General features: G+C 67.5%; 11 protein-coding genes. 4 read left to right on the top strand and 7 right to left on the bottom strand.

The genetic code is table 11. The features are described 5' to 3' along the window. Positions 1–38 precede the first annotated feature (38 nt). Positions 39–662 carry a hypothetical protein gene (locus ACI79Q_RS04280; protein WP_456614245.1) on the bottom strand — a complete coding sequence of 208 codons (624 nt, stop codon included), beginning with the start codon at positions 660–662 and terminating at the stop codon, positions 39–41. Between the two features lie 289 nt (positions 663–951). Here ACI79Q_RS04280 and ACI79Q_RS04275 point away from each other — a divergent pair, with 289 nt between their 5' ends. From ACI79Q_RS04275 to ACI79Q_RS04265, 3 genes are all read left to right on the top strand, one after another. Then, on the top strand, positions 952–1539 hold the full coding sequence (locus ACI79Q_RS04275; protein ID WP_456614244.1) for an excalibur calcium-binding domain-containing protein: 588 nt from the start codon (positions 952–954) through the stop codon (positions 1537–1539). Positions 1540–1878: 339 nt separating this feature from the next. After that, positions 1879–5160, top strand: a complete 3282-nt coding sequence (locus ACI79Q_RS04270; RefSeq protein WP_456614243.1) for a TM0106 family RecB-like putative nuclease — start codon at positions 1879–1881, stop codon at positions 5158–5160. 104 nt (positions 5161–5264) lie between these two features. Further along, entirely contained in the window at positions 5265–6011 is a 747-nt protein-coding gene (locus ACI79Q_RS04265; protein ID WP_456614242.1) for an enoyl-CoA hydratase/isomerase family protein, read from the top strand. 896 nt (positions 6012–6907) lie between these two features. Here ACI79Q_RS04265 and ACI79Q_RS04260 read toward each other — a convergent pair. The 5 genes from ACI79Q_RS04260 to ACI79Q_RS04240 form a co-directional block, all read right to left on the bottom strand. Further along, positions 6908–7378 carry a DNA phosphorothioation-associated protein 4 gene (locus tag ACI79Q_RS04260; protein ID WP_456614241.1) on the bottom strand — a complete coding sequence of 157 codons (471 nt, stop codon included), beginning with the start codon at positions 7376–7378 and terminating at the stop codon, positions 6908–6910. After that, the gene (locus ACI79Q_RS04255; protein WP_456614240.1) at positions 7375–9432 is read right to left on the bottom strand and encodes an AAA family ATPase; all 2058 of its coding nucleotides are present in this window, start codon (positions 9430–9432) and stop codon (positions 7375–7377) included. The genes ACI79Q_RS04260 and ACI79Q_RS04255 overlap by 4 nt, the downstream gene beginning before the upstream one ends. Continuing rightward, complete coding sequence (locus tag ACI79Q_RS04250; RefSeq protein ID WP_456554588.1) at positions 9429–9593, bottom strand: hypothetical protein; 165 nt, start codon at positions 9591–9593, stop codon at positions 9429–9431. Before ACI79Q_RS04250 ends, ACI79Q_RS04255 begins: the two co-directional genes overlap by 4 nt. Positions 9594–9622: 29 nt before the next feature. Further along, positions 9623–11629 (bottom strand): DEAD/DEAH box helicase family protein, encoded by a 2007-nt coding sequence (locus ACI79Q_RS04245; RefSeq protein ID WP_456614239.1) that lies wholly within the window; start codon positions 11627–11629, stop codon positions 9623–9625. Positions 11630–11769: 140 nt separating this feature from the next. Further along, positions 11770–14022 (bottom strand): sigma factor-like helix-turn-helix DNA-binding protein, encoded by a 2253-nt coding sequence (locus ACI79Q_RS04240; RefSeq protein WP_456614238.1) that lies wholly within the window; start codon positions 14020–14022, stop codon positions 11770–11772. Between the two features lie 262 nt (positions 14023–14284). On the opposite strand from ACI79Q_RS04240, the gene ACI79Q_RS04235 reads away from it, so the two are divergent. Beyond that, the gene (locus tag ACI79Q_RS04235; protein WP_456614237.1) at positions 14285–15721 is read left to right on the top strand and encodes a DNA phosphorothioation-associated putative methyltransferase; all 1437 of its coding nucleotides are present in this window, start codon (positions 14285–14287) and stop codon (positions 15719–15721) included. Here the strand turns inward: ACI79Q_RS04235 and dndA are convergent. Beyond that, complete coding sequence (gene dndA, locus ACI79Q_RS04230) at positions 15718–16854, bottom strand: cysteine desulfurase DndA (protein ID WP_456614236.1); 1137 nt, start codon at positions 16852–16854, stop codon at positions 15718–15720. The genes ACI79Q_RS04235 and dndA overlap by 4 nt on opposite strands. Between the last annotated feature and the right edge of the window lie 34 nt (positions 16855–16888).

Raw genomic sequence — 16888 nt, 5'->3', positions numbered from 1 at the left:
CGGGACGAGCGAGCGGGCTTCCGCTGCGGCCCGGGCCCTCAGACCAGTTCGGGGACGCGCAGGTGGTGCAGGACGAGGTCGAACTCGGCGACGTCGGTGGCCGACATGCGCAGCCCGCGGCGGAACTCGTCGCGGATGTACGTGGCCCGCTGGCGGGAGGCCTCCATGGCGCGGCGGTCGGCGTAGACGGCGGTGAGGGCGTTGTCGCCGGTCTGCCGGTCGAGCATGAGGCTGAGGCTGCAGAAGCCGGGCATCTCGTCCATGCGCGGGATGAGGTCCGCGCGGAAGACATCGAGGACGCGGTCGATGGTGGCCGGGTCGACGCGGGACCAGGTGACCCGGGCGCAGGACTCGTCGCCTGCGGGGTGCAGTCGGTGCATCGCCGCGATCTCCCACTCACGCACCTCGGGTGCGGGAGCGCCGAACTGCTCCGTCGCCTGATCGCGCATCCGGAGGACCGCCTCGCGGGTCGCGGCCATCGCATCCTCGGTCTCCCAGGCGGTGGTGACGATGCATCGGCCGGAGCTCCGGTCGCACAGCATCGACAGCCCGACGTAGCCGTCCATGCCGCCCACGGCGGGCATGACGTCGTCGCGGACGCCGGCGATGCCGGCGTCCAGGCGGTTCGGGTCGGCGGTGATCGTGGTGCTGCGGGCGTACATGCGCCCTCCTTCCGCGGACAGGCGCGGCGCCCGGCGACGTCGCCGCGCGACTCATCGTTCTCAGCTGCCTGGCGCTGTCAACGGGTTCGCGCGCGGGCCGTGTCCGTGCTGACGTCGGATGGACATGGCCGAGATCCAGCGGACGACGTTGGCGGCGCGACTCCCTCGGCCCGTTCGTGCGCCTCATCGTTCCCACCGACCCCCGGCGCAGCAGCGTCCTCTGGTCCCCCACCCACCGGAGCCCGGTAGCGATACCGTCCCGTGCCACTACGGGGAATGGAGAACGATCGTGTCCGATACCGCTGTCATGCCTGGTGCCTCCGCTCCTGCGCCGGCCGAGTCCGAGAAGAGCCCGAAGCGGTGGCTGAAGTGGGGCATCCCGCTGCTGGCATTCCTGATCGGCGTCGGCGTGGGCGGTGCGGGTGACACCCCCGAGGTGGAGGCGTCGCCGGCGTACCTGACGCTGAAGAGCGAGTTGACGGACACCCAGCAGGAGGCGGCGGAACTCGAGGACGAGGTCGCCGAGGCGGAGTCGCGGATCCGTCGGGTCACCGCCGAGGGGGAGTCGCGCCTGGCCGCGCGGGTGACCGAGCTGGACCAGCGGAGTGTCGCGCTCGACCAGCGGGAGCGCGACCTCGTGGCGCGTGAGGCGGCTGCTTCCGTTGCGCCGGCACCGCAGGCGACGGTGCGTTCGACTGCTCCCGCACCGTCCGCTTCCTCGGCGCCGGTCGCTCCGGCTCCGGCACCTCAGGCTCCCAGCACGTACTTCAAGAACTGCGACGCCGCCCGAGCCGCGGGTGCAGCCCCCGTGCGGGTCGGGGACCCTGGCTACGCCGGTCACCTGGATCGGGACGGCGACGGCGTCGGCTGCGAGTAGTCCAGCCTGACCTGCGGTGCTCCGGCCCGGTGCCGGTCCGTCGCGGACGGGCACCGGGCTGTCGCGCAGCTGGTGCGGCGACGCGTCTCGGACCGTGGGGGTGGAGACCCCGCGTCGGTGGGGCACGTCCCGCCGCGGAGCCGTGCAGGGCGGCGTCGGTGGGATGCGGTGCACCAGAGCCGGCTCGAAGTGTCTGCGCCGGCGTCACACGGTGGGGTGACCACGTCGGCTGTCGCGGCACCGGGCGCCCGATCGTGTCGGAGGCGTCCGCTAGAGCTGCGGCGAGGCAGGACACGTCCACGGGTTGCCGGTTGGACGGTGATCGGGAGGTACGGGGCGATGCAGCGACTCGACGGACGGCTGGTGCTCAGCCCGACCGATCTGACGCACCACCAGGAGTGCCGGCACCTGACCCGGCTGGACCTCGGGGTGGCCGCGGGGGAGTGGGCCGCGCCGGAGGCTCCGGCGTCGGACGAGGTGCAGTTCGTCTTCGACCGCGGGCTCGAGCACGAGCGGAAGTACCTGGCGTCGCTGGTCGCGGCCGGTCGGACGGTCACCGAGATCGCGGCCGCCTCCGGTGCCGACGGCCGGCGGGAGGCCGAGGCCGCGACGGTCGAGGCGATGCGCTCCGGCGTTGACGTCGTCTACCAGGGGACCTTCTTCGACGGCGCCTGGGGCGGGCAGGCCGACTTCCTGCTGCGAGTCGAGGTGCCCTCGCTGTTCGGCGGCTGGTCGTACGAGATCGCCGACACGAAGCTCGCCCGGAAGATGAAGGTGGCCGCGCTGCTGCAGATGGCGACCTACGCCGAGCGGCTCACCGTTCTGCAGGGGGTGGCGCCGGAGCGGATCTCCGTCGTCACCGGGGACGGCGAGTCGCGGCCGTGGCGGCTGGTCGACGTCGCCGCGTACGCCCGCCGCGCGCGGGCCCGGCTGGAGGCGTTCACCGCCGCTCCGCCTGCCACCACTCCCGCGCCGGTCGCCTTCTGCGACCAGTGCCGGTGGGCGTCGCGCTGCGACGGCGAACTACGGGACGCCGACGACCTCGGCCTGGTCGCCTTCATGCGCGGTGACCACCGGGACGCCCTCCGTGCGGCAGGCATCCCGACGCTGGCGGCGTTGGCCACCGCGTCACCGGAGCAGCTCGCGGCGTCCGGCATCGGTGCCGACGCGCGCACCCGGCTGCAGCAGCAGGCGGCCGAGCAGCTGAAAGAGCGGACGACGGGCGCGGCGTCGCGGACGCTGCTCGACCCGGTCGACGGCCTGGGGCTGCTCCGGCTGCCGCAGCCGAGCGCCGGCGACCTGTACCTCGACTTCGAGGGCGACCCCTGGTTCGAGGACGGCGCGGGTATCGAGTACCTCGCCGGCATCGGTGACCGGTCCGGCGGGTTCTCCGCGCTGTGGGCGCACGACCGCCCGGCGGAGAAGCAGCTGGTCGCCGACCTGATCGACCGGATCGTCTCGGCGGTGCAGGCCGACCCGGCGATGCACGTCTACCACTACGCGCCCTACGAGGTGACCGCGCTCAAGAAGCTGACCGGCGGCTACGGCGTCCGGGAGGCGGAGCTCGACCAGCTTCTGCGCGAGGAGCGGTTCGTCGACCTCTATCCCGTCGTCCGGCAGTCGATGCGGATCAGCAAGGAGTCGTACTCGATCAAGAAGGTCGAGGCGTTCTACGGACGGTCGCACGAGGGCGCGGTGGCCAGCGCGTTGGGCAGCGTCCTGGAGTACGAGGCGTGGCTGGAGGATGGCGACCAGGCGCGGCTGGACGGCATCGAGGCTTACAACAAGGACGACGTCGACTCCACCCGCGAGCTGCACGACTGGCTGGAGCAGCAGCGCGCCGAGCTGGAGGCGGTGCACGGGCCGTTGCCGCGGCCGGCGGTCTCGGTGGTGGCGCCGGACGCGAAGGTGACCGAGGCGCAGGCCGCCGAGCAGGAGCTGACCGACCGGCTGCACGCGGCCGGGCACGAGCTGCTGGGCGACCTGGTCGGCTGGCACCGCCGCGAGGACCGGCCGGCGTGGTGGGAGGTCTACCGCCTGCAGGACCTCGACGCCGAGGAGCTGGTGGGGGACGGGACGGCGCTGGGCGGGCCGTCCTTCGTCCGGTACGTGGGTCCGGAGAAGAAGAGCTCGCTGTACGAGTACTCGTTCCCGGTGCAGGACACGAAGCTCTCCGCCGGTGACGACGCGCTCGACGTCGAGACCGCGAAGAAGGTCGGGACGGTCTTCGAGCTGGACGCTGCGGTCGGGCGGCTGGTGCTGAAGACGACGGCTGCGGAGCCGCCGGGGCCGCGTGGGCTCGGGCCCGGTGGGCCGCTCAACACGGCCAGCCTGCGGGCGGCGATCGCCGACACCGGTGAAGACGTGCTCGCCGGCCGGGACTGTCTCGGCCAGGCGCTGGTGCAGCGGCGCGTTCCTGCGGGATCGCGCCTACTGCCGGGCGAGACGACGACGGACGCGATCGTGCGCCTCGGCCTAGCGCTGGGCGGTGAGGTGCTGGCGATCCAGGGGCCGCCGGGCAGCGGCAAGACGACGGCGGCCGCCGCGCTGATCCGGGAGCTGCTGGACGCCGGGAAGAAGGTGGGCGTGACAGCGACGTCCCACGCGGTGATCGGCAACCTGCTCAAGGCGGTGGGGCGGCCGGCGCTGCAGAAGTGCGATGAGAGCCAGCACTGCGGTGCGCCCGGCGTCGCGTGGTCTGCGGACAACGGGTTCGTCGCCCGGGCGCTGGCGGACGGCAGTGCCCGGTTGGTCGGCGGGACAGCGTGGTTTTGGACCCGGGCCGATGTGGCGGAGGCGGTGGACGTGCTGGTGGTCGACGAGGCTGGGCAGTTCTCGCTGGCGAACGCTGTCGCCGTGGCGCGGGGAGCTCGGTCGATGGTGCTGTTGGGCGACCCGCAGCAGCTGGCGCAGCCGACCCAAGCGGTGCACCCGGGCGGCTCCGGGGCTTCGGCGCTGGAGCACCTGCTCGACGGCCACGCGACCATCCCGGCCGACCGCGGGGTGTTCCTCGACCGCTCGTACCGGATGCACCCTTCGCTGACGGCGTTCGTCTCCGACCTGGCCTACGAGGGGCGGCTGGAGGCGGCGGACGGCCGTGAGCGGGTGGCGGTGCTGGGGGAGGGGGTGCTCGCCGGCAGCGGGCTGCGGGTGCACCCGGTCGAGCATTTGCTGACGGCGGCGGACAAGAGCCAGCAGGAGGCGGACGCCGTCGCGCGGCTGTGGCATTCGGTGCAGGGCTCGAGGTGGCGAAACCACCTGGGGGAAGAGGCGCCGATCGGGCCGGCGGACGTGCTGGTCGTGGCGCCGTACAACGCCCAGGTCGCGCTGATCAAGGCGGCGCTGCCGGATGGGGCGCGGGTCGGGACCGTGGACAAGTTCCAGGGGCAGGAGGCGCCGGTGGTCCTCTACTCGATGACCAGCACCAGCGCCGACGACGCTCCCCGGGGCGTGTCGTTCCTCTACGACCTGAACCGGCTCAACGTGGCGGTGTCGCGGGCGCAGGCGCTGGCCGTCGTGGTGCTGAGCCCGCTGCTGCTCGACGCTCCGGTGCGCACAGCGGAGCAGCTGCGGCGGGTCAACGCGCTGTGCCGGCTGGTGGAGTCGGCAAGCGTCGTTTGAAGCCGACCGCAGTGCGCGGGCTCGTGCGGGCCCGTGGTGTGATGCCTGTCAGGTGATGTGCGGGTCGGCGCTGGGGCCGGTCCGCTCGGCAGGAAGGTGGGCTCGTGGCCGGTACCGGTGAGGTTCAGCTCGAGGTGGACGGCGGCGTCGCGGTCGTGACGCTCAACGCGCCCGACCGGCGCAATGCGCTGACGCCCGGGATGGCCGACGAGCTGATCGCGACGTTCGACGAGGTGGACGCCAAGCCGGAGGTCGGTGCGCTGGTCATCCGGGGTGTCGGCAAGTCGTTCTGCGCGGGGGGCGACGTCGCGACGCTGACCTCGGCCGGCAAGGACCCGGCGGCCCCGGACGCCTACGAGGGCATGGGCAAGATCTACGACTCCTTCTACCGGCTGGGCCAGGTCAAGGTGCCCACGGTGGCGGCGGTGCGCGGCTCTGCGGTGGGCGCCGGCATGAACATGCTGCTGGCGACCGACCTGCGGATCATCGCGCGTGACGCCCGGCTGCTGGCCGGCTTCCTCAAGCGCGGCATGCACCCGGGCGGCGGTCACTTCGTGATTCTGTCCCGGCTGATCGGCCGCGAGGCGGCGGCGGCGATGGCGCTGTTCGGCGAGGAGATCAACGGGGCGAAGGCCGTCGAGCTCGGGCTGGCCTGGGATGCGCCGGACGACGCCGCGGTCGAGGACCGGGCGCGTGAGCTGGCGGCGCGTGTCGCGGCCGACCCGGAGCTGGCGCGGATCGCGGTGAGCAACTTCCGCAAGGAGGCCGTCACCGGCGCCATCCCGTGGGACGTCGCCATGCAGTCCGAGCGCCCCGCCCAGATGTGGTCCATGCGCCGCTCGGCTCAGTAGCCGGGCAGCCACCGCCGGAGCTCGTTGTCCACCGCGACGTCGGAGACGTTCAAGTGCTGGACGCCAAGGCTGTCGGCGGCGGCGTGCGATACCGCGCGATGGAGGGAAGGGGGCTTATTGTCGAAGCTCCATTGCCTAAGCCCCTTGAGGTGGTTGTGATCATGCAGCATTATGGTGATCTTGTAAGTCGAGCAGAGGTGCAGCTCAACTGGTAGACACTGACTCACGCGAACTGCGCCGTCGGTATGGTATGGCCCTCGCGTATCACAAGTATGTGGCGGATCATGCGGGCGCCGACTGGCAAACCTGGATGCAACTCGATGAGACATCGAGACTCGTAGGCGACTTGCCGCTGGCGCTAGCCTTGTTGAATCGCGAGGTTATGCCGATCGACGATTCCGGATGGAGCGCGCTACGGGGTGGGCGATCCTTCTCGTATTCGCCTCGGGCCAAGCATATGAAGTGTGCGAGTCAGACAGTCTGGGGTTATCGGTGTCCGTATACCAAGCAGTCGCTTCAGCTGGACCATGCTTGGCCATATGCGCTTGGCGGCCCTGCCACGGTCGACAATGCCGTGTGGCTATGCGGTCTTCACAACCGAGCCAAGTCGGATGATGTGCACGCGTACGGCTGGCCGGACCTTCCCTGGCCCAGCTGGGTGAACATCCAGCTGCAACGCGTGCGAAAGGCATCCGCGCTCTAGGTGCCTTGTCCTGACACGGTGCTCACGCGGCGAGTCGGCTGATCCGTGGGTGACGCTGCAGGTTGCGGTAGATGCAGCTGGTTACGGCGCCCACCGGCATAGATCTGCGCCCCCGCCCCAGCTAGGGGACGGAGGCGCAGCAACTACCTTAGGCGCAGGCGTTAGCCGACGAGCACAGTGCTCGCGAGGTCGATCACCAGTTGACCCCGTCGAGGAGCTCCTCCACGGATGCCGGTGATGCCCCTCCGCTCTCGGTGAGAGCGTTGGTTACTTCATCGACCACAATCACCGAGATCGGCTGGTGCCGAACATTCACCTGCTCCTGCAGGTACTCGAGACCGCCGTTGGCGTACTCCTCGAAGATCCGGACTCGTTCCTCGAGCCGTCGGTCATCCATGATCTCCGGGTCGTCTGGGGCCTCATTCGCCGCGATCATGCTGACTAATGCTTCCGCGTAGGCCGGCCCGGTGAGGGTCTCGTACCGGATCGGGTCGCCGGCCGACTGGCCAATGGGTGAGCGACGTCCGTGGCGCACTCCCAGCGCAGCAGCAAAGAGCAGACCGTCTCGGAAGGTCGAAAACCCTGCCTCGTCACGCATCTCCTGGAGGAGGGCCTCGTGCTGCTGCGGACGACGAATTCGGACGTCGGCCGGGGGCGCGGTCACCTGATCACCTCAAGCTCTGCGTGGTTGGAGACTGCGTCGGACTTGATGTACGGGTAGGTCATGCCCTCTAGCTCGATTGTTTCCGACACGTCGGCTTGAGACGTGTGAGTGACGATCACACCTAGGTGGCTCACGTGAGGCAACAGGTTCTCGACCACGTGGCCCAGTCCCTGACTCTTGCTGACCAGGACGACAAGTTGAGGGGCCATCTCAGCCAGGGCTCGTGAGACCTCCTTCTGATAGTTCTCGTCAAGGGACCCAAAGGCGGCGTCCATCACGATCGGGTATGAACCTGCATCCTGGGGTGCGTCGCCCTCGGCGCGGCGCTCCTTGCGGATCTCACGAGCCAGCTCGGACACCGCGGCGACGAAAGACAGGCTCAGGATCTGGTTCTCACCCGTTGACTTCGGGACCGGCAGCTCAACCCCGTCGATCGTCTGCGTCAGAGAGAGCTCGAAACGGTCAGTCAGGCGAGGAACGTACGGCTTGATCGAGATGTTTGCGAAGACATCCTTGAGCTTGCGGTCAAGTCGCCGGCGCATCTCCTCGGAACGAATGGCGAGGATCTCCTCAAGGGCACGACGCACAGACTGCACGAGCTCGGACCTGGACCGCGCCTTGGCGGCGAGCTCATCGGTCACGGCCGCACGGTTCCGCTCGACCTCCTTCTGCTCCAGCTGCTTCACGATCGAGTCCAGGTTGGACCGGACGACCCCCAGGCGCTGTTGCTTGGTGGCCATGCGGCTCTCGAGGTCCAGTCGCTTGCTCTCCAGGGACTGGACCTCTTCCAGGCGGCTGTCTTTGAGTTGCCGATCCAGTTCCGTCTTCCGTGCTTCCAGACGGTCGACCCGTTCGTGCTCGCTGGTCATGCGCTTGGCGACCTGCTGGAGGTCCTCATGGAGCTGGTCGCGTGCCTTGCCGAACTGCTCGAGCTGACCGTGTAGCCGCTGCCAAGCGGTTTCAACGGCCTGAAGCCCCGCGCGCTGGCGCCACTCTTCAACGGAGTGGCGAGCGGGGGAGTGCTCGGCCAGTGGCGTGCCGCAGATGCACGATTGTTCGTCGAGCAGCTGGTCGACGAACTCTCGCTTTAGAGGGGCTGGCAGAGCTCCGCGCTGGTAGAGCTTCTGCGCCAGGCTGATGGTCGTATCGGCGAGGTCATCCGAGAAGGCGATGAATCCTCGCGTCGCGATGAGCGTCGCTTGCTCAACTTCGGCCGCACGACGGGCGCCACGAGCCTCCTCGAGCTCCCGTACTACGGAGTCACGCTCCCGCTGGAGCGGTGCCGCGGTCGCGTTCTGCCGAAGCAGTTCGGTGACCTCCTCGCGTTCCTCGCTGAGAAGAGCGAGGTCGTGTTCGAGGACCGAAAGCTCGTCCCGGCCGGCAGCCTGCTGGTCGAGCAGATTGTCGATCGCCGTCTGGATCTCGCTGGCCCTGTCCCCGCCGTGCTTCTTCAGGTCCGCTGTCAACCGGCGGTCGACCTTCGGCAGGTGTTGGAGAGCTCGTTCCACCTGTTCGAGGTCCAGGAGGACCTTGATGTCCTGCTGGACCTCGCTGTAGGCGCCCTTCTGCACCAACTTCTCAATGCGCTCACCATTGAAGAAGAAGAATCGGCTTACGCCCATCGGGAGAATGCTCAACACCCGTTCTTGCGGTGCGCTCACAGCCTCGGATGAGCCGTCAGGCATCGTTTCCCACAAGTGCAGCGTTGCGGTCGGCGGCCTCTGCTCGTCGGACTCCTTTTGCAGACTGGCGGTGCGAAGAAGTCGGTAATTCCGATCATCGTGGTCGAAGTGCAATTCTACGGCCAGCTCCGCGACGCCCCCGATAGGCGTCGCACGCCAGACGCCGTCATTGATCATTCGGTGCTGTTCCTCGACGTCCTCGGAGACGACACCGTAGAGACCCCACGTGAAGGCGTTGAGCAGCGTCGTCTTTCCCGCACCGTTCGCTCCAAACACGAGCGAAACCGGACGCAGTTCATCAGACGCGAGTGGCAAGGTCTGCTGTCCCGCGAACTGGCGGAAGTTGGTCAGTGTGATTTGGTGCAATCTCATGGAATGATCTCCTTGACCACGCGGACGAGATCGTCGGTCGGGTCATGCGCGGTAATGTGCAGCTTGGCGCGTTCGATCTCCAGAATGCGCTTCAATAGTGCGCGCTCGATATCTGTCATCTGCTGGAGAACTTCATGTTCGGAGCGGCTTGATTGGGTCATTGCTTCATCCTTTATCGCCGGACGCCGGGTCACAGGTGCATTAGCTGGTAGCGCTCTTTGAGCGGGCGCAGTGCGGCCAGGGTGTCACCGTAATTCTCGGCGAGCTTCCCGAACTCGTTGACGCGAGCCAGCTCACGAATCAACAGCTTGCGCTCGACATCAAAGTTGACAGAGGCGCCCTCCTTAGGGACGGCGATGTAGTCGAGAATCTCCGCCCGTTCTTTGCCTGGGGCTCGCCGGAGGATGCGACCCCGTCGCTGGATGAACTGCCGGGGATTGCTGCTGCTGGCGAGCAGGTACGCAAGCCGGGCGTCAGGTACGTCCACGCCCTCGTCGAGACACCGCATCGCTACGAGCGCCCGCAAGTCCGCGCCGGATGCAAACCGGCGCAACAACGCGGCGCGCTCTCGGCGGGGTGTGTCGGAGACATAGGTGTGAGCGCTGACGCCAAGCTGATTGCCGAGCAGGTCCATCACCTGGTCGATTTGCTTGGGACCAGGTGGGTCGCCCGGTTCGCTCGGACGCCGGCCCTCGGCGCAGTAGACGAGCTGGAACCAGTCGCGCGCTCGCTGCTCTACGTCTTGGCGCAGCGCGGGCAGCTTTCCGGCTGCATGACCGAGAACGCCCGTCCGCTTGCGGAGCAACTGACCCAGGGCGGAGTCCGAGTCGTCGGAGAAGGTCTCACCGGCCGCAAGGCGCAGAGCAATCTGCGCAGTCAGGTCCGCGTAGAGCGTGGTCTCAGCTTCCGTGAGCTCGACCAGGCGTGGAACGTACCGGTACCGGCACAAGGCGCCTAGCTCGATGGCGCCACCCAGGTCAAGCTCGTAGACCACGGGGCCGAAGTAGTCGGCCAGGGCTGCCGTGCCCTCGTCGTCTAACCACCTCTCCGGGGTGGCGGAGAGCGCCAATCTGTATGTCGCCCGTTCTGGTAGAGCGGTGCGGTACGTCGTCGAACCTAGGTTGTGGGCTTCATCGGCGATAACCAGCAGCGGTTGGGAGATGCGGCTCAAGACATCCTGGAATCGAGGGCCGGCGAACGAAGCATTCGTCGCCACAAGGGCGACGACGGGTCGCTGCCCGAGGCGGGACGCCATCAGTTGTTCCTCGACGACGGGCAACCATCGATCGCTGGACTCGTAGATGGCAATCGGCCGGACGCCGAAAGCCTCCACTTCTTCCAGCCACTGATCGACGAGGTGCTGAAGGGGGGCGAGAACGAGGACGACGAGCGGTTCTTCGCGTCGGGCGAGCACACGACTCAACTGTGTCGCGGCCATGAGCGCGGTCTTCGTCTTTCCCGTCCCCGTGGCCATCTTGAGGATGCCCCGCCCTTGGTTGCGTAGCCACCTTTCTACGGCTTCTCGCTGATAGGGCCGTGAGGTCACGCTGGACGGGATGTCGAGACGGCCGGTGTCCTTCGTTGACTCCATCCCTGTGATGAGAGTTTCGTCCGCCTCGGGTAGCTCTGCACGCGGCCTCTCGCGGGCTACCTCGATGAGTCGGTCCCGGGCGACCTCGGGAAAGTCCAATACCCTCAGGTTTGGCGTAGCGTCATTCCACAGTTCCTCGAAGTCCGCCTCGAGGCGAAGAGCCCTCGAGCCGTCTCCAGGCACCCAGCCGTGATACACCTCAATAGATTCAAAGTTGGCCAGCAGACCTCCCATGGTTTCGTTTGCGCTGCCTGTGAAGGCAACCAAATCACCGGCGCCGTCGCGAAGGACGCCCAACTTTTCATGGTAGAGACCGATTCGACCATGGCGCTCAACGAATGCAAGCTTGATGTCCAGCACGCCGTCAGCAATGAGCCGGCCCACAAGGCTTAGCCCATCGAGGAGATGGGGTGACTCTTCACTATCCAATTCGCGCAAGGTGGCCCGTTCGACAACTTTCCGTAGTTCGTAGCCTCGCTCAATGTCCGCGATGTCGGCTGGATCGAGGTGCGGTGACGCGATTAGTCGCATGCTCCCGCCCCGTTCGGCGAGGCGATTAATGCCCCGCGCGAAAAGGGCGAGACTGGTCGAGGTGAAGTAGCCCACGGCGCGGCTGTAGCTGATCGCTGATGAGAGAGCCGGGACATAAAATGACTGGACGACATCTTCTCGGTCGCTGCGGTAGCGCCCAGCGAGATGGAGCGATCTGAGGCCCGTGGACGGAACTGAATCAGCGAGGGGTCCCGTCACAGCAGGTCCAAGATGTCGCTGATGTCCGTCACTGCGACGGGCGTGGTGGACGCGGCACCGGTGAGCTGATCACGGACCTGTACCAGCAGATCGGCGACGTCCTCGTCGCCGCGTTCCCGATAGCCGCCGATGACGGTCACCGGGGTGGCGCCCTCGGGGAGGCATATCGCAGCGCCCAGTGCGGCAAGCGCTTCCTCGCCGAGCAGCCTGTCGTCATGACCGACGAGCCGGAGGGCGTCTGCGAGGAAGTCGCCGGTCAGCGGCGCAACGCGCTGAACATCGAACCGCCCGTCGTCGTGGATGACGCAGAACACCTGTTCACCAGTTCCCACGTCGTCGTGTACGAGGAATCTACGGATGGTGCCGAAAGCCGGCTGGAGACCAGTCCAAGCAATGGCTTGAGGACCCAGGGGGGACTCGAGGTGCCGAGTCGTCCCCGGCTCGACTCCGGCGACGCTGGCAACACCGATAGGTGCAACCGAGCCGCTGCCGCGGAGGTGGTCCGTCGTGACGGGCACTCGGTACAGCCAGCTGTCACCGCGTCGGTAAAGCCGGCGAGTCCGCTCAGGCGATTTCTTCGCCGTCCGGTCTCCTCGGGAAATCCGCACGGTGCCATGGCCGTTTTCGAATGGGTGGGCGCTCGCGTACGCGATCACGCTGCTCGCAGAGACGCTGTATCGGCTGGTGATGTACTCGATGAGCTCCTCGAGCGCGACCTCGCCACCGTGAGCGGCGACCTGCTGCCGGATCACGTCGCGGATCCCGCCGTAGGACTCATGGCCCCACTCGCTCAGGGACCAGCGGTCCCGATCCACGCGCACAAACCGGCTGTCCGTCGACATGGCGTTTTTTAGTGAACCGGTGCTCCGCTCCACGCCGAAGCGGTCGACCAGTTCCTGTGCAGACATGGGAGAACCCGTGACGGACAGGATTGCGGCCGCGCGGTCCCCGACGGACTCCGTGCGGGTGTAAACGAATGCGCCATCAACGATATAGCCGCAGTGCTTTACCCACGCCTCGAGCTCTCCAAGTGGGTCTCGAAGAGTCCCAGCCGGCGCTATGTCGCCGTAGTCCTCCAAGCGGACAACGCCATACCGGTCAGCCAGGTCCTCCAGACGTGCATGAGTCTTTGCCGTGGCGCTGGCCATGGATGGTGTTGCGCACCACCCAGCGTCGATCTCATAGCTGTCGTCTAGGCGGTCGAGCACGCGCCACACTGGCCACCCGACACTCTCGACCTCGTCGGCGAGCGACGGCATCGCGGTGAGCACGTCTGCGAGCGGGAGTACGCCCTGTATCTGTGCGCGGACCGCGTCGCCGAGGTCAGCGAGGGGACCCTCGGGTTCGAGGAGATCAACCAATTTGGCGCGGGCCTTCGCCTCCAGCTGGCGCACGCGCTCGCGGGTGACGCCGTGGAGTTGACCGAGGTCGTCGAGGGTCTCGGGCGTGTCTGCGAAGAATCGTCGGGCGAGGACGTCTAGTACACGCGGTTCGAAAATGCTGAAAGCCGACTCGATTAGTGCGGCGGCGCTGAGGCGCTCGGTCTCCTCGCCGAGGACGTCGGTGGCACTGACCTCGCTGAGTTGCCGCTGGAGGTCTTGTAGGTCGTCGGGCATGCCCACAAGCGGCGGATCGGTCAGCATGGGGGTGCCGGTGCGCCCGAGGAGAGCGAACCACGTGGCGAGACGGTTGAGCTGGCCCACGAGTGGGGCAGCTGAGGAGGGCATCGCCCACTCTGTCGGCCACTCCTTGCCCGTCCAGTCGAGCATGTCCTGTTGGAGCGGGGGACGGTAAACAGGAGGTCGCTCGACGAGCGGCTCGGTGCGCGCCGTTGCCGCGTCTCCGAACGTGCGAAGGACGCTCTCCACACTGCCGATGCCGACGCTCCGCCAGTCCAGCATCTCTCCGAGCCAGATGTGCTGAAGGTCGGAGACGGTCCGATAGCCGAAGCGTGCGAAGACGTTCCTGATCCTCGTGCTGAGGTTCAAGCTTTCTAGGACGACGTCTCCGGGAAGACCCGGGAAGATCTGTCCGATCGTCCAGCGGCTGAGCCGCTCCAGGGCGAGGTCCGTCACTCGTGCGAGGTGATGCGAGCGAGAGCTGCTCCCGACCGGGTCGATGGGCTGGAGCCACCACGCGTTGACGTCACCTCCGACCTCTCGGGCGGCGGTGTCGAGCCACGGGAAAGCGTCGACCCAACGGAGGAGGGGTTCCCCGACGGTCGAGGCGTCCTCGTTCGCTGGTGCCATGACGTGCCCCCGTGCGCATGCAGTGGCCCTCGGGGTCTGCTGCGCATCCCCGGAGCCAGTCCCGTGGTCGGCTGATCGGTGTCCGGTCGGCATTGTGCGCTGGCTCGGGCGCAACAGGCGCTGCGACGCCCAGCGTGTGCCCCGATGGAGTAGCGCCTGCGACGCAGGTGGCCAATGGGCCACAAGTGCCGGGGCCGTGCAGGACGACCAGGCCGCTACATCGGGAGTCACTTGGAGCGGTCCGGTCGCCTAGCCTCCCGCTGTGGCCCCCTACGAACTTGAGGTACTGCGCCACCGCACTGCGATCGCCCGCCAGCAGCTTTCGATGCCAGTGCGCCGGGCCCTGGAGGACGGGGTCCTGCGTCGTGACTCGTCGGTGCTGGACTTCGGGAGCGGCCGCGGGGGCGACGTCGCACGACTCCGTGCCATGGGCATGGAGGCGCATGGGTGGGATCCCCATTTCGCACGCGAGGCGATTCCCAAGCAAAGTGATGCCGTCCTACTGGTCTACGTGCTCAACGTGATCGAGGACCAGACCGAGCGGCTCGACACCCTCCGCAAAGCGTGGTCACTCGCGGGAGACGTGCTAGTCGTGAGCGCTCGGCTCTCGTGGGAGAAGCGTCGGGTCACGGGGGACGGCTTCGCTGACGGAACCGTGACGAGCCGGCGCACTTTCCAGCGACTTTTCAGCCCCGGTGAGCTTCGCACCCTCGTGGAGGCTGTGACCGGAGCCCGCACCGCGGCCGGCGCTCCCGGGGTCGTCTATGCGTTCAAGGCCGAGACCGAACGGCTGAGATTCCTTGCTCGACGGACGACTGGCGAGGGCGATTGGTTGGGTAGTGAGAACGAGACGTCGGCTCTCGCAGCCGTCATTGACTACTTCGAGCGCAGAGGGCGTCTGCCCGCGATCGAGGAGTACCCCGATCGCCTGTTGCCCTTGCTGCGTCACGTCCGGCAGTCGGAGCTGCGGCGGATGGTCGTGGATGGGGCGACGCGTGAACGGGTTGAGCATGGTCGAGCCCGCACGTTATTGGACACGCTCCTGTTCCTAGGGGTGTCTGTCTTCTCGGGGCGGCCGCGGATGAACGACCTGCCGCTCGGCATCCAGCTGGACCTTCGCGCCTGTTTCAATAGCTATCGAGAGGCGTGCGCCCGGGCCGACCGACTACTCCTCAAGCTGCGGGATGACTCGTATCTACGGGGCGCCATGCGAAACAGCGTCGGCAAGCTGACCCCGACAGCTCTGTACGTGCACCGCCGAGCGGTGAACCAGATGCCCGTGGTGCTTCGCTTGTACGAGCACTGTGGAGCCGTGGCGGCTGGCCGTCCTGAAGGCTGGGCGATCCTTAAACTTAATCACAGCGGGCGCCAGGTGGCCTGGTCGTCGTATCCCACCTTCGAAACAGAGCCGCACCCCCGTCTCGCCTGGTCTTACGCAGTATCGATGTCATCTCTCGACGCGTCATTCACGTCCTACGAGCAGCGGGACAACCGTCCCCTGCTCCACCGAAAAGAAGAGTTCCTCGCCCCAGAGGACGCGGCGTCGCCGAAATACCGCCGACTCACGGCGCAAGAGGTCCGGGCGGGCCTCTACGACCGGCCCGAGGTCATCGGGTTAGAGCGGGGCTGGGAAGCCGAACTGGCTCGCTGCGGTGTCGAGCTGCGCGGTCATCGCCTCGTCAGATCGCGCGCCCACTAGATCCCGCGGAGCCCGTTGACCCGGCGAGCTGCCTGGGACCAGTCGACCGGTTCCGCGTCGTGCCACCACGACAGCCGCACAGCACCACGGATGCGTGGCTCAGGCAGATTCATGGCCGTCAAGACGTGACTTGGCTGGTAGCTGGCTGACGTGCACGCGCTCCCGTTGGATACCGCGACGAGGTCTCTCCACGCCAGCATCACGGCCTCTCCATCGGCGCCCGGGAACGAGACGTTAAGGATGTGGGGCAAGCGTCGGTCGGGGTCGCCATTAAGCTGGGGCTCCGCGGGGCTCAGTGCGTCGAGGACCGCGGTCCGTTGCGCCTCGGTCGCCCGGCGACGCTCGTCCCGCTCCGAATTGGCAAGTGCAGCCGCCAGACCGAAGCCGGCAATAAGCGGTACGGGCAGCGTGCCGGGGCGCAGGCCACGCTCCTGGCCCCCACCGTAAGTCAGCGGCTCCAAGGGCGGCCGCCGCCACCCCCGGCGTCGTGCAATGAGAGCGCCCACTCCCTTGGGGCCGAAGACCTTGTGTGCGCTCAACGACAACAGGTCGATGCGCGGCAAGCCGAGTTCGTCGTTGAGCTTGCCGAAGGTCTGAGCGGCATCAACGTGGAGGTACGCGTCTCGGTTAGCCAGTCCCCGGCAGATGTCCTCGATCGGTTGGATGGCACCTGTCTCATTGTTCGCGTGCATGACGGACACGAGGAGCGTGTCGTCGCGCACCGCATCCAGGACCCGCTGGGCATCGACGATGCCGTTGGTCTGCGGCGGGATGAACTCAACCTCGAAACCGACCTTCGCCAGCTGCGCGACGGGTTCCAGCACAGCCTTGTGCTCGATGGCGGTGGTCACGACGTGGCGCCGTCCGGTGGACTCGCCATGTGCGCGCAGGCCCAGGATGGCGAGGTTGTCCGCCTCGGTAGCGCCGGATGTGAAAACGACTTCCTCGGGAGCAGCACCGACGCTCTCGGCGATCCGCCGACGTGCTGTCGACACCTCCGAGAGCGCCTCCGCGCCGTACTCGTGCGTGCGACTGCCGGCGTTGCCGAACTCCTCGGTCATCAACCGCAGCACCACGTCGGCCACCCGGGGGTCGACAGGAGTGGTGGCACTGACGTCCCAGTAGGCCGGCATGTCTGCTCCTCAGGGCTGTGGACAGGAGGCTTGC

Source organism: Blastococcus sp. SYSU DS0828 (genome assembly GCF_054050975.1).
Note: the sequence above shows the minus strand (reverse complement) of the source record. Positions and strands in the feature narration are given on the sequence as shown.

What these genes read in the sequence shown, in the direction of transcription:
- dndA (WP_456614236.1), bottom strand. Translation starts at nt 16,854, where the DNA reads ATGCCGGCCTACTGGGACGTCAGTGCCACCACTCCTGTCGACCCCCGG.
- ACI79Q_RS04255 (WP_456614240.1), bottom strand. Translation starts at nt 9,432, where the DNA reads ATGAGATTGCACCAAATCACACTGACCAACTTCCGCCAGTTCGCGGGA.
- ACI79Q_RS04240 (WP_456614238.1), bottom strand. Translation starts at nt 14,022, where the DNA reads ATGGCACCAGCGAACGAGGACGCCTCGACCGTCGGGGAACCCCTCCTC.
- ACI79Q_RS04250 (WP_456554588.1), bottom strand. Translation starts at nt 9,593, where the DNA reads ATGACCCAATCAAGCCGCTCCGAACATGAAGTTCTCCAGCAGATGACA.
- ACI79Q_RS04270 (WP_456614243.1), top strand. Translation starts at nt 1,879, where the DNA reads ATGCAGCGACTCGACGGACGGCTGGTGCTCAGCCCGACCGATCTGACG.
- ACI79Q_RS04280 (WP_456614245.1), bottom strand. Translation starts at nt 662, where the DNA reads ATGTACGCCCGCAGCACCACGATCACCGCCGACCCGAACCGCCTGGAC.